Genomic DNA, 25,951 nt, shown 5'->3' with positions numbered 1-25,951 from the left:
GGAGCGGCAATGCTTGCTTTCTTCATTGGGATGGCAGTTCTGATCGTCCGTCGATCTGCCTGCAGCGGCGCCTGAAGCGTGGGACAAGAGCGCTTCTATTAGATCCTTCTACTGATCCTCACCCTCGCTGCCATGCGCCTGATTTACCACTTGACTGTGGAGCCGATCCTGTCACTAGAGGGCGCAGATCGATGTTGCAGTGCACGCAGAAATGCTCGCTACGGCTAGTCCCATCCGGCTATAGGATGCCAGCGCGAATCGACGCACACTTCGCCCCGTAAAGGCCGACGGGAGGCCGTGATATGAGTCTGCATGTGGGGAAACTGCGCGGGCTGGCAGTGCTTCTGTTCCTGCTGAATCCTCTGCTTGCCGGCGCGGTGCCGGCAGCGCCACCTGCATCGGCACCCGAGGTGATTCCGCTGTGGCCGCAGGACCACTGGCAGCAACGCGCGCGTGGCCCGGAACGGATCGGCGCCGAAGGCAGCGCGAAAGGTGCTGTCTCGGGAATCAGCAATGCGCGCATGGATATCTACCGACCGCTGAAACCAAACGGAACAGCCGTGGTGATCTTCGGCGGTGGCGGATACTTCCGCATCCAGATTGGCAGCGCCGCCAAGCCGACGGCGCAGTGGCTGCAATCGCTGGGTGTCACTGCCGCCGTGGTGTACTACCGGCTGCCTGCAGATGGGTGGGCACCGGTTTCGCCGTTCCAGGATGGCCAGCGCGCCCTGCGGCTGCTGCGTGCGCAGGCCGCAAGCCTGGGGGTCGATCCGCAGCGCATCGGCGCATTGGGCTTTTCCGCTGGCGGCAATCTGGCCGGTATCGTTGCCACCCGCTTCGATGCCCCGTTGTATCCGCCGGTGGATGCCGCCGACCAGCTGTCAGCGCGTCCGGACTTCCTTGGCATGATCTATCCAGTCGTTTCGATGCGCGCGCCACTGGACCACACCCGGTCGAAGCGGGAACTGGCGAGCCAAGACGACGCACAGCAGGCCTATTCGGTCGAACAACACGTCCGCAAGGACATGCCGCCGGTGTTCCTGGCCCAGGCCGTGGATGATCGCACCGTAGATGTCGGCCACAGCGTCGCGATGTACCAGGCCGCGCATGCGGCAGGCATTCCCGTGGAGCTGCATCTGTTCGAAGCTGGAGGTCACAGCTGGGGATTGGGCAAGCCCGGAACATTGGTCGCGCAGTGGCCGCGGCTCTTCGCCAACTGGGCACGCAGCCACGGCTACCTCGGTCCGCCGCCTGCGCGGCTCCCACCGCACGATGCCAGCGTGATACCCGCGGCTGCGGCTCAGCCACCGCGCTCGCTGGACGATGACGGCGCAGGCGACTGAGTGAAGGGATGGGAGAGATGGAGGGCCCTGCCGATGGACTGGATGTGGCCTTCTCCCGTGTCACCGGCGCCGGCAGTCACACCCACCTGATCGAACTTGCGCGGGGGCGTGTCGGCCAGCGGCGGCTACCATTCTGGCCCATGCGTTGCCTGTCCGTCACTGCAGATGAGCTGCGCGTGATCTCATGCGCTGACTGGACCCGCTTCATCCAGCGGGCAGCGACCGAACAGGCCGATGACACGGCGATGGACAAGCTGCTACTGATCGTCGAGCCCTACACGAAGGCCGCCTGAGCCCGGATATGCGTTACCGCGACGTGCCGCCGGGAGAGGTCCCATGCCCCGGGCGGCGAGGACTCAGTGCGCGGTCGGCGGTGCGCAGACGTCTCCCACCACCTGCTGGACCGCTTCCTGCAGCCGGTCGATATGGAAGGGCTTGGCGACGAACGTCGCACGTCGGTGGCGCACCGGCACCAGCTGGTCGTAGACCGCAGAGACGAACAGGTAGGGGATGCCGAGTTCAGCCAGCCGATCGGCGACTGGAAAAACCACGCCGTCGCGAAGCTCCACATCCAGCACGGCGCCATCGAACCGTTGCGTATCCAGCAGTCCCAGCGCATCGAACACGCTGTAAGCGTGGGTCACCTGGCCACCGCCGTCTTCAAGCGCCTGCTCCATCAGCGCAGCCAGGTCGAGCTGGTCTTCAACCAGCAGCAGGTTGCATCTGCGCTGGCTCATTTCCGATTGCATGCGCGCATGCCTGTGTTGCCTTGGGAACTGCAGTGTGTGCTGTGCTGCATCAACGGCGTGCGTGTGGCGCGTCAGCCCGGCGCGAAGCGGCCTGGGTCCCAACTGCCAGCGCCATGGACACAGCGTGGAAAGCGGTGCGGCGTTTGTTGACGGCGCCTTGGCGGCCGCTATGGATACTGCCGCCGTCCCCGTACTGGAGCCACTGCCATGCTTCGATCCACAACCGATCCCGCCTCACCCTGCGCACTGCGCGTGGAGTGCATGTCACTGGACTGCGGCGGCGCTGCCATCGTGGTGGAGCTGGACCGAACGCCCGCACGCGCATGGATGAAGTCGCTGAAACGAGCCCTGCAGGAGGACGACATCCTGGAGGGCGCCCAGGCCAGGTTCGATGGCCGCTTCGTCTATGTTGTCGGCGTGGAAGGCCGCGCGCACCGGGCCCAGCATCGAGTGCTCCAGGCACTGAAGGCACCCGACGGTGCGCTCGCCCCCGCGGCTGATCCTCGGCGCCCCGCAAGCAGCACGGCACTGTCAGACGCGATGATGGCCTGAGCGCGGAAGGAAAACCGCTCCGCCTCGGCGGATGTTATGACCACATCAGCGTCAGGTGCAGCGCGCACGCGCGGCAGCTCACGCCGGGCGACGAGGAGGTCATTGCCGCCTCGCCACCATGGTCTCCGGAGGCATGTCGCCTCACTACGGGAGATCGAGATGGCAGACCCGAACAACGCCCGAAGCGAGCGCCTGTTGAAGTGGCTGCAGGATGCCTACGCCATGGAGCAGGAGGCGGAGACCATGATGAAGGCCATGGCTTCGCGGATCGAGAACCATCCCCAGCTCGCTGCACGGATCAGCCAGCACGTCCAGGAGACGCAGGGGCAGGCAGCCTCCCTGCGCGAGTGCATTGAAGCGCTTGGAGGAAGCGTGCCGACCGCGAAGGGGTTGTTCGCGGGCATGACCGCAGCCATCCACGCCGCCGGCAACAGCCTGATGGAGGACGAGATCGTCAAGAGTGTCGGCATCGCGTTCGGCTTCGAGAATACCGAAATCGCGACCTACCGGGCCCTGGTGATCGCGGCCGAGCGTGCCGCAGCACCGGACATCGCCGCGGTCTGCGGCCAGATCCTGCAGGAAGAAATCGCCATGGCGCGCTGGCTGGAGGATCACCAGGACGGCCTGGCCGGTGCGTTTCTCAATCGTGACGAAATGCCCGGGGCCCAAGCCAAGCGTTGACCGCGAAGCCAGCCCATGCCAGCCATAGGAGAAACCCCATGTTCTTTCATCACAAGAAGCTGATGTACACCGTACGCGTGCGCGAATCCAACCCGCAGCTCGCCAGCCTCATGCTTGAACAATTTGGCGGCCCGCAGGGCGAGCTTGCTGCCGCCATGCGCTACTTCACCCAGGGACTTGGCGAATGCGATCCTGGCCGCAAGGATCTGCTGATGGACATCGCCACCGAAGAGATCAGTCATCTGGAGATCATCGGCACCATCATCGCCATGCTCAACCGCGGGCCGAAGGCTATCCAGTCCGAAGGGCTTGCCGAGGCCGAGGATATGCGGCTGCTGGGGCAGAACAGCACCAGCCATACCGAACAGATCCTGTACGGCGGCGGCCCGGCGCTGGTCAATTCCAGCGGGGTGCCCTGGACAGCGGCCTACATCGACTCGATCGGGGAGCCTACCGCCGACCTGCGCTCGAACATTGCGGCCGAAGCGCGTGCCAAGCTGGTCTATGAGCGCTTGATCAACGTCATCGACGACCCCGGCATCAAGGATGCGCTGCGCTTCCTGATGACGCGAGAGATCGCCCACATGAAGTCATTCGAGAAGGCGCTGCACAGCATCCAGCCCAACTTCCCACCCGGCAAGCTGCCGGGGGACCCTGCATTCACCGATCTGTACATGGACATGTCGCAGGACGACGGCGCCGACGATCTGCAGGGCAGCTGGAACAGCGGGGAGCTGTGGGAGCGGGTCAGCGACCGCGAGGCACAGGCCGCTTTGGACGGAGGCGACGGCAGCGGAACGGTCGATCTGGACGCGCGCGAGCAAGCGGCGGTGCAGGCCATGACCCTGCGTACGCTTTCCGACCCGGAAGCGCGGCCGACAACCGGTGCCGAGCTGGGCGCAGGGCCGGGGGCCGGCGCGCTGGATCTGCCACCACGGGAGCCCTGATACCGGTGGAGGCCCGGGCGGGTTCCCGCCTCAGGCAGCGTGCGAAAGAAGGTGGGCGGACAGTGTCCGCCCACTCGGGGTGCACAGGGCCAGGGATACTCTCCTTGGAGTGAGCCGCCCGATTGGCGGCGGCGACCATCTTCCAGAGCCGCCAACATGGCTTCATGTGCAAGCGCGTACTTCCTCATGCCTTCTCCACGAATGGACATCCGGCAGAAGGCGTCACAGTCGCGGCGCTGCAATCGGGCGTCAATGCGGTGCGGCGTTGGTGCGTCCAGGTTCGACGCCGCCTCCACACCGGTGTCACCGCGCGTTTGACCCGAATCGCTAAGGTAGCGCTGTCTGCAACAACCCGGTGCTGTCATGCCTCTTCGTGCGATTGCATATGTAAGTGAAGCCACCCGAAACCTGACTTCAGATCGACTGCAGCAGCTTGTCACCGACGCAATGCTGTTCAATGAATCGGTAGATGTGACCGGTGTCCTGTTGTTCGATGGCACCCGTTTCCTGCAATACCTCGAAGGTCCGGAGGCCGGCGTCAACACGGCCTATACGCGCATCCTGGCGGCCGGCAGCCACAGCGGCCTGGTCGAACTCAACCGGGGCAGGGTGGGGCGGCGACAGTTCCCGCACTGGCGCATGCACAGCGTGCGGGTGGATGAGCTGGCGCTGGGAAAGATCGCCATCTCCGACTGGACTGGTTTCGTACGCAGCGCGTCGGCGCTCGCCTCTGGCACCAGTGCGCTCGATCGACTGCAATCGGTAGCGCAGTCTCCGACGGAAGCGGGCGCCGGCCGGTTGTTGGAAACGGACGACCCGGTGGCACCATGAACGCAGCCGCTTGTCCGAACGTGCCAGGCCCGGTAAGCATCGGCTGCGCCGGATGGTCCTTGTCACGGGCAGGGCAGGCAGCGTTCGGCACGGGCGACAGCGTGCTGCAGCGCTACGCGACCCGCTTGCCCATGGTCGAGATCAACTCCTCGTTCTACCGCCCGCATCAAGCCGGCACGTATGCGCGGTGGGCCGCGAGCGTGCCCGAAGGCTTCCGCTTCGCAGTGAAGCTCCCGCGCGCGATCAGCCATGAACGCCGGCTGCGCGACGCGATGCAGCCGCTGGAGCAGTTCCTCGGTGGCATGATGGCCCTGGGCGACAGGCTGGGTCCGTTGTTGCTCCAGCTGCCGCCCAGCCTCGCGTACGAGCCGGCGACCGTGGCGGAATTTCTGCACGACCTGCGCGCACGCACCCAGCTTGATGTTGCCTGCGAGCCGCGCCATCCCTCCTGGTTCACTGCGGACGTGGATGCCCTGCTGAGCGACCACGGCATCGCACGGGTCGCGGCTGACCCTGCCCGGGTACCCGCCGCCGCGGTTCCGGGCGGTGACCGCACGTGGAGCTACTGGCGCTGGCACGGGCAGCCGCAGGTCTATCGCAGCGCCTACAGCGAGCAGGCGCTGGCGGAGCTGGCCCAGCACCTGCAGCGTGAAGCCGCCTCGCAACGCCGTGCCTGGTGCGTATTGGACAACACCGCGCTGGGTCACGCGACCGGCAACGCCCTGCACCTGCAGGCACTGCTGCAGGGGAACGCGCATGCCTGAGGGCCCGTCCATTGTCCTGCTGCGCGAAGCCGCGAGCCACTTCAAGGGTCACGTAGTGCGCGGCGCCTCCGGCAACAGCCGCATCGACCTTTCACCGCTGCAGGGCCGCAGGGTCAAGGCCGTTCGCAGCTGGGGCAAGCACTTTCTTCTGGAATTCAGCCACCACACGCTGCGCATCCATCTGATGATGTTCGGCAGCTGGCGCATCGACGAACGGAAGCCGGCCCCTGCAAGGGTGTCGCTCGCATTCGACAACGGAGAGTTGAACTTCTATGCGTGTTCGGTGCGGTTGATCGACGAGCCGTTGAACGATGTCTACGACTGGCGGGCGGACGTGATGAACGACGCTTGGAATCCGAAGCTGGCCCGGCGCAAGCTGAAGGCGCTGCCGGACACCCTGGTCTGTGACGCGCTTCTGGACCAGACCATCTTCGCCGGCGTCGGCAATATCATCAAGAATGAGGTGCTGTTCCGGATCGGCGTGCATCCGGCCACGCGACTGGGCGACCTGCCACCGCGCAAGCTCACCGCCCTGATCACCCAGGCCCGTGCCTACAGCTTCGACTTCCTGGAGTGGAAACGGCGCTTCGAGTTGAAGAAGCACTGGCAGGTGCACACGCGCAAAGTCTGCCCGCTGTGTGGCGGGTCGATCAGCAAGCTGTACATGGGTACGACCCGGCGGCGCACATTCTTCTGCCCAAACGATCAGGTGCTCTATCAACCCTGAGGCCGCCTTCCGTGGCGGCCGGGGTGCGTGCAATTCGGCTCAGGCGGCCTGCGCGGCCTTGGCATTGCCGCTGCCCTTGGCCAACAGGGTCAGCTTCTCGTCGGTCGCCTTTTCTTCGTCCAGCGTCTCCAGCAGCAACGGCAGGGCATCCTTGTAGCCCAGCTGCTTGGCCAGCGCGGCGATGGTTCCGTAGGAGGCAATTTCGTAATGCTCGACCTTCTGTGCGCCACCGATCAGGGCGGCATCGCGCACAGGGCCCTTGTCGATGCTGTCGATCACTTCCTTGCCTTCCTCTACCAGCCCTTCCATCGCCGCGCACTTGATGCGCTTCAGCCGGATGCCAAGAACCTCCACCACCTGGTCGATGCGCTCGATCTGGCCCTGGGTTTCTTCCAGGTGCGTTTCAAACGCGGTGGCAAGGTCAGGGTTCTCGGCCGCACGGGCCAGGCGCGGGAGGGCCTTGGTCAGCTGCTTTTCGGCGCTGTAAATATCCGAGAGTTCATGGATGAAAAGGTCTTCCGCTGTCTTGATAGCCATGCTGATCTCCGTAGTGGGTGGAGCGCTCAGGGTACGTAGCGCCCGGTTGCGATCAGGCGGGCGCCGGGTGAAGGCAGCATGTGAGCGCCCGTAGGAATGCTGCGCATGGTCTTCACGAACGTGCGCCTGCCTCACACGGCATGCAGCGCTCCTTCTTGGACTTGATGTCGGCGGCCGTCTTCGCCAGTGCCTCGTAGCGCTGCCGAATTTCTTCGAGGTTGGCCGGCTCCATCGACTCCAGGTTCAACAGCTCCTGGTTGGCGTCTTTGGTAACCCGGATCAATTCATCCAGCTTGATGTGCAGCGCGGCAGTATCGGCGTTCTGCGTATGCTGGATCAGGAACACCATCAGGAACGTCACGATGGTCGTGCCCGTATTGACCACCAGCTGCCAGGTGTCATTGAAGTGAAAGGCCGGCCCGCTGGCGGCCCAGGTGATGATCACACCCAGCGCCGCGACGAACGCCCCAAGACTGCCGGACAATCGTGCCGTTGCGGCCGCGACGCGCGCGAAGCCGCGCCGGATCACTGATCACCTCCGGCGGCCTCCTTATCCGTTCCACCGTCTGGCAGCTTGACCCGTTCCCCCAGACGCTTGGCCTGTTCCTCAGGCGTCGGCGCTGCGATGAAGGGCGAGATCGGGTCACTGGCAGGGAATGTTTCCTGCAATGCCTCTTCATGATTGCGATGGTTGTGCCGCTTCGCCTGCAGCGGGCTGACCGGGTCGGGGCTCTGCGCTTCGGGATCTGGGTGGGGAAGGTCTTTCTGATCGCGTTGCATGGTGAATCTCCAGGTTGGGTATCGCTGCCGTGGTGGCGGTCCCAGCATAGGAGCCGCGGCGTGGGCGGCCACATCAAAGGTGCGGCAACGTGGCGTCAAACCTTCAGGCAAGACGCGTTAACAATCAGCCGCATGGCGCGGTTGGCGTGGGCAGCTTGGCGTTCCGACGCTGCATGCAAGCAGACATCCCCTCACACCATTCACTGCGCAGCAGCGAGAATGGCCTACCGCCATGCGCGACCCGCCCACCGAATCCAGGAATGCTGAGATGTCCACCCCCCCCTTTGGCGAGTCGTCATGCGCTGCCGCAGCCAGCGGTTGCATTGAGGTCCGCGGTGCGCGTGAGCACAATCTCAAGAATGTCGATGTGTCCATTCCGCGCAATGCGCTGGTGGTGTTCTCCGGCGTGTCGGGTTCCGGCAAGTCATCGTTGGCCTTCGGCACCATCTTCGCCGAGGCGCAGCGGCGCTACTTCGAATCCGTCGCACCGTATGCGCGCCGCCTGATCGACCAGGCCGGCGTGCCCGACGTGGATGCCATTGACGGGCTGCCGCCGGCCGTGGCCTTGCAGCAGCAACGCGGCGCCAGCAATGCACGCTCATCGGTGGGTAGCGTGACGACGCTGTCCAGCCTGGTGCGCATGATGTATTCGCGTGCAGGCGCCTATCCGGCCAACCAGCCCATGCTGTATGCCGAGGATTTTTCGCCCAACACGCCACAGGGCGCCTGCAGCACCTGCCACGGCCTGGGGCACGTCTACGAGGTGACCGAAGCGCTGATGGTTCCGGACCCGTCGCTGAGCATCCGTGAGCGCGCCATCGCATCCTGGCCGCCGGCATGGCATGGCCAGAACCTGCGCGACATCCTGGTGACGCTGGGCTACGACATCGACGTGCCGTGGAAGAAGCTGCCGAAGAAGGACCGGGACTGGATCCTGTTCACCGAGGAAGCGCCCAGTGTGCCGGTCTATGCCGGCTTCACGCCCGCCGAGACCCGTACTGCACTCAAGCGCAAGCAGGAGCCCAGCTACATGGGCACGTACACCGGCGCGCGCCGCTATGTGCTGCATACCTTTGCCAACACCCAGAGCGCATTGATGCGCAAGCGCGTTTCGCGATACATGGAAGGGCGGTTGTGCCCGGCGTGCCACGGAAAGCGCCTGAAGCCGGAGGCGCTTTCGGTCACCTTTGCCGGTGTGGATATCGGCGAGTTCATGCGGTTGCCGCTGGATCAGCTGGCGGAGCTGCTGGAGCCCATCGCGCAGGGTGATTTCGGTGCACACAGCAAGGGCGCACGTACCAGCAGGCGTGCGACACCACGCGATCGCGCCCGGCGGGCCGCGAGTGGCCGCGCGACCCACGAGGGCGCCCCCGACGTGCGACTGACCTCGGCCCTGTCGGAGGAAAAACGCTTGGCCGCACAACGGCTGGCAGACGGAGTCATGGCGCGGGTGCGTCAGCTGCGTGGACTGGGCCTGGGCTATCTCTCGCTGGATCGCGCCACGCCCACGCTGTCGGCCGGCGAACTGCAACGCCTGCGGCTGGCCACCCAGCTCAGCTCGTTGCTGTTTGGCGTGCTGTACGTGCTTGATGAGCCCTCAGCCGGCCTGCATCCGGCCGACAGCCAATCGCTGTACGACGCACTGGAGCGGCTTCGCGACGGCGGCAACTCGGTATTCGTTGTTGAACACGATCTGGAGCTGATGCGCCGCGCGCAGTGGCTGGTGGATGTGGGACCGCAGGCGGGGGAGCACGGCGGGCGCGTTCTCTACAGTGGCGAGCCCGACGGCCTGCGCCAGGTCCAGGATTCGCGTACGGCGCAGTATCTGTTCGACCAGGTGCCTGCACCTGCCAGCCGACAGCGCAGCGCCAACAGCTGGCTGGAGCTGAAGCGCATCCATCGCCATAACCTGCAGGGCGTGGACGCGCAGGTGCCGCTGGGCCTGCTGACAGCAGTGACCGGCATTTCCGGATCAGGCAAGTCCAGCCTGATGGCGCAGGCGCTGCCTGAGCTGATGCTGCTGCACCTGGGGCACGAGACCGTAGACGACAGCGCCGACAGCGCGCCCACCGACGGGCCGACCGTGATCGAAGCCACGCGAGGCCAGCTGGCCGGCGACGTAGACGCCATTCAACGCGTGGTGCAGGTGGACCAGAAGCCCATCGGCCGCACGCCACGCTCCAACCTGGCGACCTATACCGGCCTGTTCGATCACGTGCGCAAGCTGTTCGCCGCAACGCCCGATGCACGCCGCCGCCGTTTCGATGCGGGCCGCTTCTCGTTCAACGTGGCCAAGGGCCGATGCGAGACCTGCGAAGGCGAGGGTTTCGTCAGCGTCGAATTGCTGTTCATGCCCAGCGTCTATGCGCCGTGCCCCACCTGTCACGGTGCCCGCTACAACGAGGCCACGCTGAAGGTGTTGTGGAACGGCCGCAACGTCGCCGAGGTCCTGCAGATGACGGTCGATCAGGCGCACGCGTTCTTCGCCGAAGAAGATGCCATTGCCCGCCCGCTGCAGTTGCTGCAGGAAATCGGCCTGGGCTACCTGCGGTTGGGCCAGCCGGCCACGGAACTTTCAGGTGGTGAGGCACAGCGCATCAAGCTGGCGACCGAGCTGCAGCGCAGCCAGCGCGGGCGCACGCTGTATGTACTGGATGAGCCCACCACCGGCCTTCATGCATCGGACGCGGACAGGTTGCTGGTGCAACTGCAGCGGCTGGTGGAAGCAGGAAACACGGTGGTGATGATCGAGCACGACATGCGCTCTGTCGCACAGGCGGACTGGGTGATTGATGTCGGGCCGGGCGCAGGGGGTGCAGGTGGCACCATCGTGGCGAAGGGCACGCCGCAGCAGGTGGCACGCGCCAAGGGAAGCAGGACGGCGCCGTTTCTTGCGCGGGAGCTTGCTTCTCTGTAGAGCCGAGCCATGCCCGGCTGACGAAGAATCCACGCACGTGGTTCCAGCGCTGCACTCATCAACAGTTGCGGGCTATGGACAATCAGGGCATCCACTGCAGTGCAGGTTGTACTCAACTGGATCTGCAGTGATTCCTGATGCGTCCTTCAGCGTGACCCGCTCCCTCCAGGTCAGAGGCGGCGGTGGGATGACGGGGGGCGGGTAGAGCACGATGGGATAGAAACAGGTCCATGTGTAGTGGAGCGGGGAGGGGGCCTTGTCCGGCACCATTTCCGTCGCCGGTTCGCAGGGCCCACTTGGGCACACGGGTCGCTCCAGCGTCAACTCTATCGGGAATTTCGGAACCCCCTTGTATGCAACCGGAACGGAGAATGGCCTGAAGTAGTTCTCAGTACGATCTGTGATGCCCGTAATTTTAAACGCCTCGGTCAAAATGGATAGACCAAGGACTGACACGCGCTCGATGGGCATGTAGAACAAGTCGTTTTCAAACCCCGTGTCTTCACCGCCCCGGCCGTGAATGACGCCGACGGCTGCATTGTTCGAAAAGACGGGCCCACCGCTGTCACCTTCGACGCTGAGAGGGCCTGGGACAAGGTTGCGCGCACGAATGTACCTGCCTATGGCTCCATTGTGATCGGACCTTGAGTTCATATCCTCAATGGTCCCGCATGCGTAGTGGCCATGAATGCCACTCTTGCAGATCACATCCCCCACATGCATCGAACTGGAGGGGAGTGTGCTGGTTATTTCGAGCGTCTGCGACGGACCATTGATCAGGGTGATTTCATTCTTCTGCGCCTGGCGTGGGCCTCTGGACGGCTCTTTATGCCACTGGACGTCGTAGTCGCCTACGTTCTGCTCGCCCTGGAAAACGAGAGGCGCGGCAATTCCCTGGTAGGTCAGCGTATTGTCACAGTGCCCCGCAGTGATGACGCCAAGCTCACGATCTGCGTCGAAGACGTTGAAGCCAGTGGTGCAATTGAAGACAGTGCCGGTCAATTTATGGCCGCCCGAGATCGCGGTAGTGACCGTAAAGCCCTTCACTTGCTTGATCGCCACGAAATCAACAGCGCCCAGCAGTGGCCGGAGTGCGCGTCTAGCGGCCGCCTCATCCTTCACGTAAAAGGTCACAATGGACCGCTTGATATCGACGCCCGACTCGAACCCAACCTTCTTTGCGAGAAGCTGGGCCTCCGCCTCGGCCTGGGTCGCCAAGAGCATCTCGAGCGATTGAGCGGAAGTGCGGCCGGTAAAAACAGGATCCTGCGTGTACTTTGCCAGAGTCTCTGTCGGCTTCTCTGTGAACAGCACTACGATCTTGAATTCTGGCTTATGCTCAACGTACAAGCCACCAAACGTATCCGGCTCGGATGTCTGAATCCTGGCCTCCAGCGATGCCGCAGAGATCGATTTCATCGACCTGTATTTCGCTTCGGCCTCAGATACATTGAAGGTTCGCGAGTAGGTGTGTGCCGTGGGGTTGCCAGTCATCGGCTGGCCGTGCAGGGAGAATGTAATCGCACCGAGGGCGGACAATGCCAAGGCGCGCGTGGATATCTTCGTGCGCAAACGGATCATGGCTGCTCCTTTGCCTGACGTATCAAGTGAATCGTCATGAGTGGGCCCGTACAGCCCGCCGGAATGGTCGCGGCAAGACTCGAACGGAGCAGTTCGCCTCCATGCCCCCCTCCGAATGATGCGGCGATCCCGAATTCCATTATTCCGCCGGATCGTACGTCCTGCACCCCTATGGGAGCGTCTCCCTTCATGGCCAACGTGTAACCATGCGGCCATATTGCAAGATATGCCGTGCCACCCGGGGCCACGAAGTAGACACAGCCATTGATTGGTCTCAGTACCCCCCTGAGCAGCCCAGTTGCAACAACCGTACTTTGCGCAGGCGAGAGCGTGACAAGCGCCAGTGATCTGGACTCCTTGGCGCTTGCCGACGGGGTCGCGGAGGCGCCGGAGGCAGTCATCAAAAAAAGCAGAGCCGCAAGCTTTACTGAAGGCCTGCCAGATACCATGCACATCCCCCACCTCCATGTCACAACCGATTGTTGGTCCGGCTGGAATTCATCCGCGGTATCATTAATTAAGTTGCAGCGGACTTGAAGGTATTGACTTCCCCTGCCATTAACCGTGACCGCCTTCACGAACGCGCATTTTCACCGTACCCCTCCATCCCTGCAACGCAGATTTATTATGCGAAGCAAGGATAATGGGTTGCGGGTAGGGGGCGAGGTTCTGGTGCGGCTATTTCCGAGCCCTTGCTACTGGACCCGGATGAAATCCTGCACCTCCCGAATCCGCAGGGTCGACTCTGGCCGGGAAGGAGCACGCGCCAGGGTAGAGACACTCTGGTATGGGATTGGCTCCGGCGCGATGCCGGAGCCCTTGCCACTCACTTTTCCTGCAGGAACGTCAGCAGATCCCGGTTGACCTTGCCCTTGTGGGTGTCGGTCAGGCCGTGCGGCGCGCCCGGGCAGACAATCAACTCTGCAAGACGGCGTCTTGACGCTGCTCGACAAACTGGAAGCCCTGCCGTGGCCGCGCCTCTACGAATTGCATGGCTTGGCGGCGAAGCTGTGAAAAGCGATCGGCGGAAATGCTCTGGAACGCAAGCTGCGCAGGCACCGGTGGCACTGTCCACTGAATCTGTGCCGCAGCACCGCTGCAAGACACAGCGCCGTGATCGCCCAGCGGCACCGCGCCACTCAGCCCTCCGGATGCGGCCGGGTACTGGCGTGAGCGGTGAGCCCCAGTCCGGCCTTGATTCACGCCCGCCTTGCCGGATCCACAAAGTTCCGCTGCAGCAGCCGCTCCCGCACCTTGTCATACACCAGGTTGTAGACATAGGTGTAAGGCAGGAAGAACGCGATCAGGCCCAACTCCAGCAGGAACGCGTCCCAGTAGGAGATGGACAGCCACCACGCGGCGAGCAGCACCACAACCACCACCAGGCCGCCTTCAAACCCCACCGCATGCGCAATCCGCACCGGCACGGTTCGCTTGAACCCGATCTTCTTCTCAACCCGCTCGAACAGCGCGTTATAGATCATGTTCCAGAGCATCGCGCACGTCGCCAGAGCGACGGTCAGCACGCCGGTTTCAAACAGCGATTTGCCCAGGAAGTAAGACATCACCGGAGCGCACAGGCACAGGGCAATGGCTTCGAAGAGGACGGCGTGGAGGAGACGGTCCCAGAGGGTCTTTTTGGAATTCATGCTGCAACACCTGATGTTCACCGCCGGAAGTGCCGAGCGGATGTAAGAGCGAATCGAGAGGGGGTAGGGCAGAGCGGCGATCCACGCTCGTAATGTGCCCGGGCGCCATGATATAAGCTTCAAAAATGAATCAAAACACCCAATAACGCAGGCGCCCGTTTCATCCATGAAACACTTTCCCTGGGACAACCTGATCGTGCTGTTGGCCGTGATCCGCGGCGGCACCCTGCGCGAGGCGGCGAAGGCGGCCCGCATGAGCACGGCCACGCTATCGCGCCGGCTGGATGCGCTGGAGGAGCGACTGGGAGGCAAGGTGGTAGAGCGCACGTCAACCGGCTGCGTTCCCACGGAACTCGGGCAGCGAGTGTTTGCACTGGCGGAGCAGATGGAAGAGGCCGCCGACGAGATCGCTCGGCAGGTTGATACGCCCAGGGAGCTGGTGGGCACAGTGCGCATCAACGCCGATGAGTGGGCCAGCTTCATGCTGATTACGCTGCTTCCCGGCTTGAACCGCCAGCACCCGTCGCTGGATGTGGAGGTGCTCACCTCGCGCGAGCCTTACAACCTGGCCCGCCGCGAGGCTGACGCCCTGCTGCGCTATGGCCCACCCGACACCGGTGATCTGCGTGGTGACCGCGTGGGGCAGATGGATTACGCGCTGTACGCCAATCAGGCCTACGCTGCGCGGCGGCAGGCGGCGATTGCCAGCCTGGCATGGCATGAGCTGGAATTCGTGGGCCTGGATGAGCCGCGCGTGGAATTTGAGGTGGAACGCTGGATGCGTTCACTGCCCGGTGCAAACCGTCCTTGGCTTCGCTGCAACTATTCAGTTGGGGTGCTCGATGGGGTCACCTCAGGCGCCGGGCTGGGCGTCATAGAATGCGCGGTTGCCCAGCATGTGGGCGGGTTGATACGCGTGCGCGATGCGCCGGCACTGAGCAAGGAAGTGTGGCTGTGGACGCACCGGTCGCTGTATGACACCCCGCGTTTCCAGGCCCTGCGGGATTTTCTGAAGCAGACCTGGCTCAGTGGCACGACCGGGCGCCAGCGGGCGGCAAAGTAGGCCGCACTGGTCCTGTTGCAAGACGAAGCAGAACGGATCCTGACTGAACGCATCGGCCGCATTGACGCGGCAGGCATACCGCGTATTATGCGACGAACTACTCCGTTAATTAATGGAAGCCACGATGCGCATCGCCACTGCTGAAGCCGGGTGTACCCGTCAGACCCGCCAGTCCGGCTCTTCTTTCAAGAAGAGGGTCGGCCTGGTACTTCTGGCGCTGGTAGCCGCCTACTGGGTGTCCTTTCCCTTCGTCGCATTGCTCGACATCCCCTACAAGGCCCTGATCATCAGCAGCCTCGTGGTGCTGGGCGAAGCGCTGTTCCTGATCGCAGTCGCCTTGCTCGGAAAAGAGTACTGGGGGCGAATCAAGAGTGGAACACGTACGCTGCTGGCGCGTGTAGGGGTAGGGCGACGCCGCTAATATCGAGCCTGGCACTTCGAATGCCACTGCAGCGACCACCTGCCCCAACCCCGTTTTGAAAGAAGTAAACCATGGCACGAATCCGTAACGACAAACTCCACGAAGAGCGCCGTGCTCAGATCCTGGAGGCCGCCGCCCATGTCTTCCGCGAAAAGGGCTTTCATGCGGCACGTACGGAAGATATCTGTACCCAGGCCGAGATGAGTGCTGGTGCAGTATTCCGCTACTTCAAGGACAAGCGCGAGATGATCGATGCGATCGTCTCGCGTGAGATCTCCAGCTACGCAAACGACGCCAAGGCGCTTGTGAGTCGTGAAGGCCTCGAGTGGCTGGCTCGGGCGAGCTCGGAGGAACTGGAGGAGCGCTGGAGGGAGTCTGACAACGGTCTCGGCCTGGACGCCTGGATGGAACTGGTTCGCGATCCCGACCGTCATCGGGAGATGCTGGCGCTGGATGTGGCGACGCGAAAGGAACTGGCACGCACGCTGGAATCGGGCATTGCCGAAGGATGGGTCCGGCCCGGAATCGACCCCGAAGGCACGGCGTCACTGATTGTCACGCTGACAAACGGGTTGTGGCTTGAGCAGTCGTTGAAAAAGACCGCGGACGTCGAACAGTCGGCCAAGGCAGTCCGCGACTTCCTCAGGAACCACGTGCTGAAAACATGATCATTCCCAGAAGTTCTTCCTGAAGGGGAGGGCGCCAGGTTGCGCCCTCATTTTTTGCATAAATATGCGACGAAGTACTCCATCCAATAACATCAGAGCAACCACCCATGCGCTTTACGACCCGCCCCCCTCAATGGCCGCGCCAACTGGCGACAGGCCTGCTCGTGATCGGCCTTGCTGCCTGCTCGCCTGACGCACCCCAGAAAACGCAGAAGCCCACCGCGCTCACCGCGAGCGTCAGCTTTGTCCATCGTCACGAACTGACGCCGGAAGTCCGCATCGTCGGACAGCTCGTGCCGCGGGAGATGGTGCGCGTCCAGCCGCAGGTTGATGGATTGATCGTGCAGAAGGTGCTGGTCGAGGCCGGGCAGCACGTGCGTTCTGGCCAACCCCTGCTGGCGCTTGATGTGACCACGACCAAGCTGCAACAACAACAAGCTGCCGCAGAGCGCCTACGGGCGTGGGCGGATGTGGAGCGCATGCGCCGCGAGCTGGAAAAAATGCGAGCGGTTGCCGACATTGGAGGCATCTCGCGCAACACCATTGAAAGCAACACGCTTCAGCTGAAGGCGGCCGAGGCGACCGCCCATGCCGCCGACGCTGCGGAAGCGCTGGCGAGTACCCGGCTGCAGCAGGCGGCCTTCCGCGCTCCCTTTGATGCGCTGGTGCTTCAGCGAAACGTAGAGGTGGGCGACCGGACCGGCGCCGCCGAAACACCGTACTTCGTTCTTGCCAAGGACGGCGGCGTGGAGTTCGAAGCGTTCGCCAGTCTGCGCCAGCTGGACCAGATCAAGCCTGGCATGGCCGCACGTGTCCTGGTTGACGGCCAGGTGCCGGCCGCAGGTCAGGTCAAGAGCGCTGCAGTCGCCGTTGATGGCCAGACCCGCAGTGGTCGCGTACGTGTCACTGCCGATGCCTCTGTGCTCGGCGCAAGTGGCGCGCCCGCATCGATCCTGATCACCTTGCCCAGCCGCCAGGCGGTAGCCGTGCCGGTCGATGCACTGCGCTTTGACCCAACCCCCTGGGTATGGAAGGTCGACGAGCGCAACGTCGTGCGCCGCCAGGACGTGGAGCTTGGCGTTGCCAACGGCGACCACTACGAGGTTATCCGTGGGCTGAAGGAAGGGGATCGCGTCGTCGGCGATTCCGGTGCGCTGCTCGTCGAAGGTGACCAGATCACGGCCGTCGATCCGCGCAGCCCGGTTGCTGCTCCGTCAGCGAGGAAGTCCAAGTGAAGATCGGCATTTCCGAATGGGCGGTCAAGCATCCCACGCCCGTCATCCTGCTCTTCGTGCTACTGACCCTGATGGGCATCGGTGGCTATGTCGGCCTTCCGTTGGCCGGATCCCCGAAGGTCGAGCTTCCTATCGTCGAAGTGCGCGTCGATCAACCCGGTGCCACCCCAGCGGAGCTTGAGGGAAACGTCGCCCGCCGTATCGAAGATGGACTCAGCGATATCGCCTCGCTCAGTCATCTCAACACGGTCATCAGCGAAGGCTCCGTGGTCATCACGGCAGAGTTTGCCTTTGATGCGAACCTGGATCGTGCAACGCAGGACGTGCGCGAGTCGGTCTCGCGCGTCCGTCCTCAGCTGCCGGGCAATGTCTCCGAGCCAGTGATCAAGCGCGTCGATGTTTCCGGTGGCGTGCAGCTGAGCTACGCCGTGCGTTCGGACACCTTGTCCCAGGTGGCGCTGAGCCGCTACATCGACGAGGAGGTGCGCCCGGCACTGCTCGCCGTGCCGGGCGTCCAGGAAGTCACCCGCCGCGGCGGTGCCCGTCGCGAGTTCCGTGTCGAGCTGGAACCCGAAAGGCTGGCGGCCAGTGGCCTCAGCCTGGCCGAGGTCCATCGGCAGCTCATTGCCAGTGAAGCCAACCTGCCGGGCGGCAGTGTCCGCAACGAGGTCGGCGACCGGTCGATCCGCATCACCAGCGCAAGTGCCTCGGCCATTGCGCTGGGCGAAAAGCTGATCAGCCTCCCGGCTGGTGGCAGCATCCGCCTGGACGAGGTCGCCCACATCCTGGACGCCGGCAACGCAAGCGAAGGCTACGCAATGCTGGACGGCCGTCCGGTCACCGTCATCGAACTGCGCAAGAAGCGCGGCGCCAGTGAAACCGGCATGGCCGATGCCGTGGCCAAGACGCTCGCTGACATGCAGCGTTCCCCGCACCTGGCCACCTTCGAGCTGTTCAATGACGGTGTGCAGACCACGCGCGAGAGCTTCCATAGCGCACGCAGCACGCTGCTGGAAGGTGCCGCACTGACCGTTCTCGTCGTGCTGCTGTTCCTGCGCAGCTGGCGCGCCACACTGGTCGCTGCGCTCGCCATCCCGTTCTCGCTGCTGCCTACGTTTGCCGCGATGTACGCGCTGGGCTTCTCGCTCAACGTCATTACCCTGCTGGCCTTGATCCTGGTCATCGGCATCCTGGTCGATGACGCGATCGTCGAGGTCGAGAATATCGAGCGTCGCATTGAACAGGGGGATAGTCCTCGCCAGGCGGCACTGCTCGGTGCCGACGCAATCGGGCTGGCCGTGATCGCGATCACGGCCACCATCGTCGCCGTGTTTCTCCCGGTCAGCCTGATCCCCGGCATGATCGGCCAGTTCTTCAGGGAGTTTGGCTTGACCGCCAGCATTGCGGTGATCGCCTCGTTGATCGTGGCGCGACTGCTGACCCCGCTGCTCTGCGCCGTGCTGCTGAAGCCGCGCCCGCATGCGCAGGCCGGCACCACCGAATCCGCGCTCACCCGCCATTACGATCGATTGCTGACCTGGACGCTGCGCCATCGCAAGACCAGCGTGCTGGCCGCCGTGCTGGTGATGGTTGCCACCGCCGGGTTGCTTTCGATGATTCCGTCCGGTTTCATCCCCACGCCACAGCCCAATGCCTACCAGGTGCGTTACCAGCTCTCGCCGGGCATCACCTACGAGCGCGCGGTGCATCGCGCCGAAGCCATCCGCCGGGCGGTGGATGGCGTTCCGGAGGTCAAGCACGTGTTCCTTTCCGATGGCGGAAGCGCCTTTACCGGCACGGCCCTGCTTGTACTGAAGCCACGCGGCGAGCGCTCGCGGCCGAACGCGGCGATCGAGCAATCCATCCGCGAGCGATTGGAGGGACTGAAGGACATTCGTCCGGAGCTGCTGCTGGGGGAGGGCAACAAAGAAATGTCGCTGTCGTTCCGCAGCCGGGATACCGCTGCACTCGATGCGTTCGTGACCCAGCTGGGGCGTGAGGCCAAATCGATCCCGGGCCTGCGCGATGTCAGCACCACCATTCCGTTGCCGCGTCCGGGCTACGACCTGAAGATCAATCAGCAGGATGCCGCCCGGCTGGGCGTCCTTCCGCAGGATCTTGCGTCCATGCTCAATACCGCCAGCTACGGTGGCCTGGATACGTTGCTGCCACGCGTGCCGGTTGGCAATGAACAGGTTCCCGTCCGCGTCCGGGTAGCCGGTGGTACGCGTATCAGCGCGGAACAGATCCTGGATCTTCCAGTGCAGACCAAGTCCGGAAAGACCGTTCCGCTGCGTGCATTGGCGACCCTTGTCCCCACTGAAACGCCTGCCAGCGTGCGTCGCCTTGACCGCGAGCGGGTCGTTGAGCTCACCGCCAACCTGAACGGGCTGACGCTCAGCCAGGCGGTCGAGCAGGTCCGCCAGCTGAAAACGTATGCGCAGATGCCCGCCGCTGTGCGCTACACGGAGTATGGCGACACCAAGTACATGACCGAAATGTTCACGCAGTTCGGTGTGGCCATCCTGCTGGGGCTGGTAGCCGTCTACGCCGTGCTGGTGCTGCTCTTCAGTGACTGGCTGCAGCCGATCACCATCATGACGGCACTTCCGCTGTCTCTCGGTGGTGCGGCGCTCGCGCTGCTGCTTACCGGCCATTCGCTGACTATTTCCACGGTGATTGGCTTGCTGATGCTGTTCGCAATCGTCGGCAAGAACTCGATCCTGCTGGTGGACTACATCGTTGAAGACCGCGAGAAGGGACAGGACCGCGAGCAGGCTGTTCGTAGTGCGGGCCGTGAACGTATTCGCCCCATCCTGATGACGACCGTCGCCATGGTTGGCGGCATGTTGCCGGCAGCCTTTGGCTTTGGCGGCGACGACGGCTTCCGTGCTCCCATGGCGATCGCGGTGGTCGGCGGTCTGCTGGCCTCCACGTTGCTGAGCCTGCTGTTTGTCCCGGTGGCCTACACCCTGATGGATGACCTGGAGAACCGATGGCTGCGCCGTCGCAAGAGCCACCCCGTAAACAGAGAGACTGCCCCGTGAAGTACATGACCCTGCGCCGCCGATTCATGGCCATCACCATCACCGTCGTGTTGGGGATCGTCGGATCTCCTGCCGGTCTTGCACAGGCCAGCCAGCCCGCCTGGGCGCATTGGGAGGATCCGGAACTGGAGCGGCTGCTGTCGCTCGCGTCCAGAAGCTCACCGACGTTGGCACAGGCGGCTGCACGCGTGGAAGAAGCGCGTGCCGCGACAGCCGGTGCGCAGGCCAATCGCTGGCCCGAGCTGACGGCCAACGGCGGCGTGCAGCGCACTCAGCGGCCGGAGTCGAGTGCCCTGGTGAGCAGCACGGCATCTCCACGCTACTTCACCCAGAGCAATCTGGATGCAACGCTGCGGTGGCAGATCGATCTGTTTGGCCGAAAGCGCGCCGCCCTGGCCAGCAGCGCTGCCCGCCAGGAAGCGGAACGCCTGGAGTTCATCCGCACGCGAGCCCGGTTGGCCGCCGAGATCGCGCGGCAGTACATGATGCTGCGCGCGGGTGACCAGCAGCAGCGGGGGGAGGAAGAGCTTGCGATTGTCCTCAACGAGATTGCCAGCATCGATGAGGCACTGGAGCAGGCAGGGCTGCAGTCGGCTGCAGAAACTGCGCCCCTGAAAGTGGAGATTGCCAGTCGCCAGGCCAGCCTGCAGGAGGGCCTGCACAACCGTGCGTTGGCCATGGCCAGGCTGGCGACCCTGACTGGCGTCAGCCCGCCGCTGCTCGACGATATTGCCTCGCGCTATCGACCGGCACCGCAGTGCGCCAGCCCCGAGCCAATTGCCATTCCGATCAGCGTTGTGGCCAGTCGTCCCGAAGTCATGGCTGCGGAATCATTGCTGCGCGCTGGTCAAGCGGACCGCTTCATTGCCGAACGCGCAAATTGGCCGACGCTGACACTGTCCGGAACGGGGGGATGGGCGAGAGAGGGCAGTGGTGGCGGCCTGATCGCGGGAAGCAACCTGGCCAGCCAGCTGCTCGGATCCCTGGGCCTGCAACTGCTCGACTTCGGCCGGGCCCGTGCAGAGAAGGACGCCGCACAGGCACGCCTTGACCGGGCCGGCGCCACCTATGCAGAGGCAATTCTGCTGGCAGCAGAGGACGTCGACGCTGCCGTTGCAGATGTCTCGCGTGCCTCGAAGTCCCACGAGCAGCAGATGGTAGCGGCGAGCACTGCCGATCGCGCCATGCTGATCGCTGACGCGAGGCTCGAATCCGGCCTGATCAATCGACGCGAAGATCTGGCTGTCAGGCGAAGCACGCTTGAGGAGCGTCTGAGGCTGATCGCAACGGTCCAGCAGAAGTGCGAGGCAGACATCCGCCTATCGCTGGCGACAACGTCCGGACGCCCGCGCGCTGTGAATCAGATCAGCAGTCGCTGACGGAACATTCAAGGGTGGAGCTGCGATGCAGCTCCGGAGAAGCGCTACGGAAAAGGTTGGATCCAACATGGCACGACAAAGGAAAGAGGACGCTGAGGCGACGCGGAAGCGCATTCTCGACTCTGCACGCAGTTGCTTTCTGAGGTTTGGTTTCTCCAACACGTCGATGGAGATGATCGCATCGCACGCGGGAAATACCCGTGGTGCCATCTATTGGCACTTCAAGTCGAAAGAGCACATCCTGAGCGTGCTGACGGAGCTGGAGCTGGCCCCCTGGCGCGGCAGGCTGCGCTGGGAGACCGTGAGGAAGTCGGATAGGCCACTGGCGCTGCTTCGCGCCGAGCTCATGAAGTCCCTGGGTGAGTTCGCACGGAATGTTCGACTTCGGGATATGTTCGAGGTTCTTCTCCACGCGGGACCGTCGGCCAATCTTGATGGTGTGCGCCTGCTTGCCCAACGCGGCGCGCTGGTGGAGCTGGATACGCTGGAAAAAGTACTTCAACGCGCGGATGAACTTGGCCAGCTGATCGCAAGAACGGACATCACCATCGCAGCCCGTTGCCTGTATACCGGTATTGCAGGCGTTCTTTATGGAACGATCCTGGACCCGGAGGAATTCGACATGGAACGCGACGGGGCGCAGGTACTGGATTCGTTCTTGCTGCTGTATGCGCCGCTGCATGCCTTGGGTCCAGCAGAATCTGCAGTCACGCAGTAATGCCGTATGCCGCCCTGGCCAACCTCGGCGGGTCAGGCGGCGGATTCGATCCATTCACAAGTCCGAATCCTCGCAGCTAGCGCTTTTGTCGAGTCGAGCGATGCTCGACTACTGCGTGCCACGCCGCGCCCCATCAAGCACCTCGCCAGCAAGAATCCCCAGCACCCGATCCATCAAAACAGGCTTGGGCACATCAGCCAGTACCTGCTCCAGGTTGAAGGCCGAGTCAGTAGCCGGCGCACTACTGCCCTCCAAGATCACCGGTTACTCTAGGCATGGGCTGAATCAGGCGATCTCTCGCGATGGCGTGGTGTGGCGGCGGGCGCAATACTTGATGCAGTCAGGAACCCGCTGAGCGTCACCGGACAAAGTGGCGGGCGCTTCATGATGACAGGGAAAGATGCCGTGGTGATCGTCAATGACCAAGGTAAGGCGATTACCACCTGGGCAACAAACACAGCGGGGGCTCGATGACCAGGCGTTCTGCGAAAAACGAACAACAGATGTTGTCCTTGGCCGAAAAGGTTCTTGCCGCTCGACATGCCGCACATCTGCTTGCAGAGCGATTGGCAGGTGGTCACGTTACGTCGGACGACCGCAAAGCGATCATCGAAGTGATTGCGGCCGAATTGTGCGAAAAGGGCTTCGATGCCGAGTCGGAGCCCTCTGTGTACGGGGAAGAGCTTGAGGCGCTGATCGACTACTTGAACAGGCCGAACCTGGAGTAGCGCGCCGCGCTCAACTCTCCCGTTCGAAGATGCCCGCTCTGTTCGGGCATTGCATCGACTGACAGCAGATCGCCACCCATCTTCACGGCATGCTGCGGGTGGTGGTCTCAATCCGACCGCCGCCGGCATCGGTATAGCTCGCAGAGGCCGCTTGCGCACCCGGTTGGATACCTGCGCCGCCCTGCTTGAGACCTCCACCCAAGAACCCGACCCGCCTCAGCCAACAGCTTTGTAGAGTCGAGCCATGCTCGACTACCGTGTGCCGCATCGCACCCCATCAGGCACCTCGCCAGCAAGAACCCGCCGCACCCGATCCATCAAAACAGGTTCCGGCACATCAGCCAGCACCTGCTCCAGATAGTCCATAGGTTCCATATGCCACTGAAGGCGTGCACGCAGCTGCAGAACGGCGGGCGCCCGTTGCCGTGCGTCCAGTGATGCCTGTAACAGCACGTACTGCGAGCGCCTCTCCAGCCACAGCACTGGAACGCCACGGCAGTGAATCTGTAAGGCGGCGTCTTGACGCTGCTCGACAAACTGGAAGCCCTGCCGTGGCCGCGCTTCCACAAATTGCCTTGCCTGTCGGCGGAGTAGTGAAAAGCGATCGTCGGGGATGCTCTGGAATGCGAGCTGCTCAGGCACCGGTGGCACTGGCCACTGAATCTGTGCCGCAACCACCGCTGGTAGGCAAAACATCGTGGTCGCCCAGCGCCACCACGCCACTCAGCCCTCCGGATGCAGCCGCGTACTGGCGTGTGCGGTGAGGCCGAGTCCGGCCATGATCAGGCCTTCCATAACGCGCGGGCCAACGTATTGCTCCAACTCGCCGTTCTCGCGGGCGCGCTCCGCGGCCAGCAGAATCTCCAGCACCACGCGAAGCCCGGCCAAGGAGCAGTCGGTATCCGCCAGGGCGATGCGTCGGCCGGGCATCTGATGGCGTTCCGGCCACGGCTGACCATCGGAGGCGGCGCCGGAGCCGATGCTGTGCAGCAGGGCGATGAGGGTGTTCGGATCAAGCGCAGAGCCGTTTGCGGGCGCGTCATTGATCGGGTGCGGGGCAGGGGAGTGGGGCTTGGTCATGGCTGGGCTCCTTGCGTGCATGCAGAAGCCGCCACCGATAAAGGTGGCGGACGGTGCGTGGTTCGAAACCCGGTGTTCGCTAAACCGGCAGGCACAAGGCCTCCACGCACCGCCCGCCATAGCCGGCCGACGGATTGCCAGCCGGCACCACACAGGGTGATGCCGGCTGGCAAGCGTTTACTTCAGCGAACTACCGGGGTTTCGAATCCCGGCCACCTGTTTTCGGTGGCACGGAAAGGAATACGCCCGGCTGTGCGCGATGCCAATGCAGTAAGGCCGATGCCGTCACCACATTCAACATTTTCAGAATCGTTGCATACAGCACAATGAGGCTGGTGCCTTGGGCCGCAAGGCTATCGGACATGTCGCTGGTACAAGCCTGACGAGTGTCGGCATCCGCCCGGCGAGGCTGTGACCGGGGCGAATGCGACAGGATTGCCAAAGCCTGCCAGGCGTCAGTAGCCCTTCAACGCGACCTTGCTCCGCTCCAACCACGCGGCATTGTGGCTGCGCGCGTGGCGCGACCAGTGCTGCGCATCGTCGATGATGCTGGCGAACAGGGTGCGGGCCTGCTTGCGGTCGTCGGGCTGGGGCTGTGCCATCAGCCATTCGGCGTACAGGCAGCGGGCGGCCGCACCGTTTCCGCATTCGACGGCGCGCTCGAACGCGGCGCGGGTGTCGGGCGCTTGGGTAGCCGCCAGTGCCTGCGCGTAAAGCAGCGTCTGTTCCGGCTTGCGGCGCACATCCGGGTGGCGGGCGAACAGGCCGCCCAGCGTCTCCACCGCAAGCGCGGGCTGCCCGGACTCGAGGCGCGCACGTGCCAGGCCGGTCAGGATGTAGGGATCGTCGCCCAACGGCGAGCTGGCTGCCTGCTCAAGCAGGGCTCTGGCTTCCTCGGCCTGGCCGGCATCCAGCAGCGTCATGCCCAAGCGAACCCGATTCTGCACGGTGGGCGTACGCGCCAGTTCGGCACGGGCGTTGCGCAGGTCCTGGCCCGGGTCCATGAGCTGCTTGGCGGAGCGGACGACCTGCCGGGCACCGCGCGAATGGCGGACTTCCGGGAAGTAGATCGCCAGGAAGTAGACGACGCTGCCGAGCAGCGGGAACGAGAAGAGCAGGATGAGCCAGTAGAGGCTCTGGCCTGAGCGGATGGCGTGCACCGCGAAGTAGATGGCCGCCAGTACGTGGAGTCCGATTGCGATATAGGGCATGTGGGGTGCCTCGTCCTTGTAAGGGGTGGAACTATAGTGGGGGAGGGGTGGGGCGCCAATGGGCTGCTGCCGAATGGGCGTGACGCGTCACGTTAATGGGGGCGATTCCTGCGACGCACCTTGCTGCATGTCACTATCAGATGGGACGGCACATCGCGGAACTGCACCTCCAACTTATCAATCCATTCTCTAGCCTCGATCGACCTTTGCCCGGAGATGATCAAATGAGGCCGTACAACATCGCCCTTTCGGCGGTCGAGTCCTTTTACTCAGTCGAAACCGGTGATTGGCCCGGAATGATTGAATTGTTCGAAGAGCGGCTCGAACAGGTACAGGTGTACAG

The 25,951-nt window shown here is 63.6% G+C and carries 26 protein-coding genes and 1 pseudogene; 17 read left to right on the top strand and 10 right to left on the bottom strand.

All coding sequences use genetic code 11. From position 1 onward, the window contains the following. Positions 1-302: 302 nt before the first annotated feature. Positions 303-1,343 carry an alpha/beta hydrolase gene (locus ABR323_RS03310; protein WP_439448199.1) on the top strand — a complete coding sequence of 347 codons (1,041 nt, stop codon included), beginning with the start codon at positions 303-305 and terminating at the stop codon, positions 1,341-1,343. A gap of 17 nt (positions 1,344-1,360) precedes the next feature. Continuing rightward, complete coding sequence (locus tag ABR323_RS03305) at positions 1,361-1,636, top strand: hypothetical protein (RefSeq protein ID WP_439448198.1); 276 nt, start codon at positions 1,361-1,363, stop codon at positions 1,634-1,636. A gap of 63 nt (positions 1,637-1,699) precedes the next feature. Here the strand turns inward: ABR323_RS03305 and ABR323_RS03300 are convergent, their stop codons facing one another. After that, the gene (locus tag ABR323_RS03300; RefSeq protein WP_439448197.1) at positions 1,700-2,092 is read right to left on the bottom strand and encodes a response regulator; all 393 of its coding nucleotides are present in this window, start codon (positions 2,090-2,092) and stop codon (positions 1,700-1,702) included. 261 nt (positions 2,093-2,353) lie between these two features. Here ABR323_RS03300 and ABR323_RS03295 point away from each other — a divergent pair, with 261 nt between their 5' ends. From ABR323_RS03295 to ABR323_RS03270, 6 genes are all read left to right on the top strand, one after another. Next, positions 2,354-2,644, top strand: coding sequence for a hypothetical protein (locus ABR323_RS03295; protein WP_439448196.1), 291 nt, complete (start codon positions 2,354-2,356; stop codon positions 2,642-2,644). 159 nt (positions 2,645-2,803) lie between these two features. Next, positions 2,804-3,325: a ferritin-like domain-containing protein gene (locus tag ABR323_RS03290; protein ID WP_439448195.1), complete on the top strand. Its 522-nt coding sequence runs from the start codon at positions 2,804-2,806 to the stop codon at positions 3,323-3,325. A gap of 38 nt (positions 3,326-3,363) precedes the next feature. After that, positions 3,364-4,272 (top strand): manganese catalase family protein, encoded by a 909-nt coding sequence (locus ABR323_RS03285; protein WP_439448194.1) that lies wholly within the window; start codon positions 3,364-3,366, stop codon positions 4,270-4,272. 363 nt (positions 4,273-4,635) lie between these two features. Next, positions 4,636-5,103: a BLUF domain-containing protein gene (locus ABR323_RS03280; protein ID WP_439448193.1), complete on the top strand. Its 468-nt coding sequence runs from the start codon at positions 4,636-4,638 to the stop codon at positions 5,101-5,103. Next, positions 5,100-5,867 carry a DUF72 domain-containing protein gene (locus tag ABR323_RS03275; RefSeq protein ID WP_439448192.1) on the top strand — a complete coding sequence of 256 codons (768 nt, stop codon included), beginning with the start codon at positions 5,100-5,102 and terminating at the stop codon, positions 5,865-5,867. The genes ABR323_RS03280 and ABR323_RS03275 overlap by 4 nt, the downstream gene beginning before the upstream one ends. Beyond that, positions 5,860-6,594: a DNA-formamidopyrimidine glycosylase family protein gene (locus tag ABR323_RS03270; protein ID WP_439448191.1), complete on the top strand. Its 735-nt coding sequence runs from the start codon at positions 5,860-5,862 to the stop codon at positions 6,592-6,594. The genes ABR323_RS03275 and ABR323_RS03270 overlap by 8 nt, the downstream gene beginning before the upstream one ends. Positions 6,595-6,633: 39 nt before the next feature. On the opposite strand, the gene ABR323_RS03265 is transcribed toward ABR323_RS03270, so the two are convergent. The 3 genes from ABR323_RS03265 to ABR323_RS03255 all read right to left on the bottom strand — a co-directional run bounded on the left by ABR323_RS03265 (position 6,634) and on the right by ABR323_RS03255 (position 7,911). Continuing rightward, on the bottom strand, positions 6,634-7,131 hold the full coding sequence (locus tag ABR323_RS03265) for a YciE/YciF ferroxidase family protein (RefSeq protein WP_439448190.1): 498 nt from the start codon (positions 7,129-7,131) through the stop codon (positions 6,634-6,636). A 112-nt stretch (positions 7,132-7,243) separates the two neighbouring features. Next, positions 7,244-7,660: a low affinity iron permease family protein gene (locus ABR323_RS03260; protein ID WP_439448189.1), complete on the bottom strand. Its 417-nt coding sequence runs from the start codon at positions 7,658-7,660 to the stop codon at positions 7,244-7,246. After that, positions 7,657-7,911, bottom strand: coding sequence for a hypothetical protein (locus ABR323_RS03255; RefSeq protein WP_439448188.1), 255 nt, complete (start codon positions 7,909-7,911; stop codon positions 7,657-7,659). Before ABR323_RS03255 ends, ABR323_RS03260 begins: the two co-directional genes overlap by 4 nt. 268 nt (positions 7,912-8,179) lie before the next feature. Between ABR323_RS03255 and ABR323_RS03250 the strand changes: the two genes are divergently transcribed. Then, on the top strand, positions 8,180-10,828 hold the full coding sequence (locus tag ABR323_RS03250; protein ID WP_439448187.1) for an excinuclease ABC subunit A: 2,649 nt from the start codon (positions 8,180-8,182) through the stop codon (positions 10,826-10,828). A 72-nt stretch (positions 10,829-10,900) separates the two neighbouring features. On the opposite strand, the gene ABR323_RS03245 is transcribed toward ABR323_RS03250, so the two are convergent. The 3 genes and pseudogenes from ABR323_RS03245 to ABR323_RS03235 form a co-directional block, all read right to left on the bottom strand. Continuing rightward, positions 10,901-12,409 (bottom strand): S1 family peptidase, encoded by a 1,509-nt coding sequence (locus tag ABR323_RS03245; RefSeq protein WP_439448186.1) that lies wholly within the window; start codon positions 12,407-12,409, stop codon positions 10,901-10,903. An 826-nt stretch (positions 12,410-13,235) separates the two neighbouring features. Then, positions 13,236-13,334 (bottom strand): annotated as a pseudogene (locus tag ABR323_RS03240) (alpha/beta fold hydrolase); the annotation flags it as partial. A gap of 274 nt (positions 13,335-13,608) precedes the next feature. Then, positions 13,609-14,058 (bottom strand): multidrug/biocide efflux PACE transporter, encoded by a 450-nt coding sequence (locus tag ABR323_RS03235; RefSeq protein ID WP_439448185.1) that lies wholly within the window; start codon positions 14,056-14,058, stop codon positions 13,609-13,611. A 166-nt stretch (positions 14,059-14,224) separates the two neighbouring features. On the opposite strand from ABR323_RS03235, the gene ABR323_RS03230 reads away from it, so the two are divergent. The 8 genes from ABR323_RS03230 (at position 14,225) to ABR323_RS03195 (ending at position 23,317) form a co-directional block, all read left to right on the top strand. Beyond that, entirely contained in the window at positions 14,225-15,121 is an 897-nt protein-coding gene (locus ABR323_RS03230) for a LysR family transcriptional regulator (protein WP_439448184.1), read from the top strand. A gap of 124 nt (positions 15,122-15,245) precedes the next feature. Continuing rightward, on the top strand, positions 15,246-15,542 hold the full coding sequence (locus ABR323_RS03225) for a transporter suffix domain-containing protein (protein ID WP_439448183.1): 297 nt from the start codon (positions 15,246-15,248) through the stop codon (positions 15,540-15,542). Between the two features lie 71 nt (positions 15,543-15,613). After that, entirely contained in the window at positions 15,614-16,210 is a 597-nt protein-coding gene (locus tag ABR323_RS03220) for a TetR/AcrR family transcriptional regulator (RefSeq protein ID WP_439448182.1), read from the top strand. Positions 16,211-16,317: 107 nt separating this feature from the next. After that, the gene (locus tag ABR323_RS03215) at positions 16,318-17,445 is read left to right on the top strand and encodes an efflux RND transporter periplasmic adaptor subunit (RefSeq protein ID WP_439448181.1); all 1,128 of its coding nucleotides are present in this window, start codon (positions 16,318-16,320) and stop codon (positions 17,443-17,445) included. Beyond that, positions 17,442-20,492, top strand: a complete 3,051-nt coding sequence (locus tag ABR323_RS03210; protein ID WP_439448180.1) for an efflux RND transporter permease subunit — start codon at positions 17,442-17,444, stop codon at positions 20,490-20,492. The genes ABR323_RS03215 and ABR323_RS03210 overlap by 4 nt, the downstream gene beginning before the upstream one ends. A gap of 5 nt (positions 20,493-20,497) precedes the next feature. Beyond that, the gene (locus ABR323_RS03205) at positions 20,498-21,871 is read left to right on the top strand and encodes a TolC family protein (protein ID WP_439448179.1); all 1,374 of its coding nucleotides are present in this window, start codon (positions 20,498-20,500) and stop codon (positions 21,869-21,871) included. Positions 21,872-21,938: 67 nt separating this feature from the next. Next, positions 21,939-22,589, top strand: a complete 651-nt coding sequence (locus ABR323_RS03200) for a TetR family transcriptional regulator (RefSeq protein ID WP_439448178.1) — start codon at positions 21,939-21,941, stop codon at positions 22,587-22,589. A gap of 503 nt (positions 22,590-23,092) precedes the next feature. After that, complete coding sequence (locus tag ABR323_RS03195; protein ID WP_439448177.1) at positions 23,093-23,317, top strand: hypothetical protein; 225 nt, start codon at positions 23,093-23,095, stop codon at positions 23,315-23,317. A gap of 252 nt (positions 23,318-23,569) precedes the next feature. Here ABR323_RS03195 and ABR323_RS03190 read toward each other — a convergent pair whose 3' ends face one another. The 3 genes from ABR323_RS03190 to ABR323_RS03180 all read right to left on the bottom strand — a co-directional run bounded on the left by ABR323_RS03190 (position 23,570) and on the right by ABR323_RS03180 (position 25,608). Beyond that, complete coding sequence (locus ABR323_RS03190; RefSeq protein WP_439448176.1) at positions 23,570-23,959, bottom strand: hypothetical protein; 390 nt, start codon at positions 23,957-23,959, stop codon at positions 23,570-23,572. Between the two features lie 81 nt (positions 23,960-24,040). Beyond that, a complete protein-coding gene (locus ABR323_RS03185) occupies positions 24,041-24,397 on the bottom strand; it encodes a hypothetical protein (protein WP_439448175.1) in 357 nt (118 codons plus the stop codon). A gap of 455 nt (positions 24,398-24,852) precedes the next feature. Further along, on the bottom strand, positions 24,853-25,608 hold the full coding sequence (locus tag ABR323_RS03180) for a tetratricopeptide repeat protein (protein ID WP_439448174.1): 756 nt from the start codon (positions 25,606-25,608) through the stop codon (positions 24,853-24,855). Positions 25,609-25,951 lie beyond the last annotated feature (343 nt).

Origin of the sequence: Stenotrophomonas sp. ATs4 (assembly GCF_051861585.1) — a bacterium.
Classification (GTDB): Bacteria; Pseudomonadota; Gammaproteobacteria; order Xanthomonadales; family Xanthomonadaceae; genus Stenotrophomonas; species Stenotrophomonas maltophilia_AS.
This window is presented reverse-complemented; position numbering and strand designations above follow the sequence as displayed.

Excerpts from the sequence above, each read along its gene's own strand:
- ABR323_RS03180 (WP_439448174.1), bottom strand. The coding sequence starts at position 25,608 with ATGCCCTATATCGCAATCGGACTCCACGTACTGGCGGCCATCTACTTC.
- ABR323_RS03285 (WP_439448194.1), top strand. The coding sequence starts at position 3,364 with ATGTTCTTTCATCACAAGAAGCTGATGTACACCGTACGCGTGCGCGAA.
- ABR323_RS03205 (WP_439448179.1), top strand. The coding sequence starts at position 20,498 with ATGACCCTGCGCCGCCGATTCATGGCCATCACCATCACCGTCGTGTTG.
- ABR323_RS03250 (WP_439448187.1), top strand. The coding sequence starts at position 8,180 with ATGTCCACCCCCCCCTTTGGCGAGTCGTCATGCGCTGCCGCAGCCAGC.
- ABR323_RS03195 (WP_439448177.1), top strand. The coding sequence starts at position 23,093 with ATGTTGTCCTTGGCCGAAAAGGTTCTTGCCGCTCGACATGCCGCACAT.
- ABR323_RS03275 (WP_439448192.1), top strand. The coding sequence starts at position 5,100 with ATGAACGCAGCCGCTTGTCCGAACGTGCCAGGCCCGGTAAGCATCGGC.
- ABR323_RS03295 (WP_439448196.1), top strand. The coding sequence starts at position 2,354 with ATGTCACTGGACTGCGGCGGCGCTGCCATCGTGGTGGAGCTGGACCGA.
- ABR323_RS03235 (WP_439448185.1), bottom strand. The coding sequence starts at position 14,058 with ATGAATTCCAAAAAGACCCTCTGGGACCGTCTCCTCCACGCCGTCCTC.
- ABR323_RS03290 (WP_439448195.1), top strand. The coding sequence starts at position 2,804 with ATGGCAGACCCGAACAACGCCCGAAGCGAGCGCCTGTTGAAGTGGCTG.
- ABR323_RS03270 (WP_439448191.1), top strand. The coding sequence starts at position 5,860 with ATGCCTGAGGGCCCGTCCATTGTCCTGCTGCGCGAAGCCGCGAGCCAC.
- ABR323_RS03185 (WP_439448175.1), bottom strand. The coding sequence starts at position 24,397 with ATGACCAAGCCCCACTCCCCTGCCCCGCACCCGATCAATGACGCGCCC.
- ABR323_RS03265 (WP_439448190.1), bottom strand. The coding sequence starts at position 7,131 with ATGGCTATCAAGACAGCGGAAGACCTTTTCATCCATGAACTCTCGGAT.
- ABR323_RS03230 (WP_439448184.1), top strand. The coding sequence starts at position 14,225 with ATGAAACACTTTCCCTGGGACAACCTGATCGTGCTGTTGGCCGTGATC.
- ABR323_RS03310 (WP_439448199.1), top strand. The coding sequence starts at position 303 with ATGAGTCTGCATGTGGGGAAACTGCGCGGGCTGGCAGTGCTTCTGTTC.
- ABR323_RS03245 (WP_439448186.1), bottom strand. The coding sequence starts at position 12,409 with ATGATCCGTTTGCGCACGAAGATATCCACGCGCGCCTTGGCATTGTCC.
- ABR323_RS03255 (WP_439448188.1), bottom strand. The coding sequence starts at position 7,911 with ATGCAACGCGATCAGAAAGACCTTCCCCACCCAGATCCCGAAGCGCAG.
- ABR323_RS03305 (WP_439448198.1), top strand. The coding sequence starts at position 1,361 with ATGGAGGGCCCTGCCGATGGACTGGATGTGGCCTTCTCCCGTGTCACC.
- ABR323_RS03200 (WP_439448178.1), top strand. The coding sequence starts at position 21,939 with ATGGCACGACAAAGGAAAGAGGACGCTGAGGCGACGCGGAAGCGCATT.
- ABR323_RS03300 (WP_439448197.1), bottom strand. The coding sequence starts at position 2,092 with ATGCAATCGGAAATGAGCCAGCGCAGATGCAACCTGCTGCTGGTTGAA.
- ABR323_RS03220 (WP_439448182.1), top strand. The coding sequence starts at position 15,614 with ATGGCACGAATCCGTAACGACAAACTCCACGAAGAGCGCCGTGCTCAG.
- ABR323_RS03280 (WP_439448193.1), top strand. The coding sequence starts at position 4,636 with ATGCCTCTTCGTGCGATTGCATATGTAAGTGAAGCCACCCGAAACCTG.
- ABR323_RS03215 (WP_439448181.1), top strand. The coding sequence starts at position 16,318 with ATGCGCTTTACGACCCGCCCCCCTCAATGGCCGCGCCAACTGGCGACA.
- ABR323_RS03225 (WP_439448183.1), top strand. The coding sequence starts at position 15,246 with ATGCGCATCGCCACTGCTGAAGCCGGGTGTACCCGTCAGACCCGCCAG.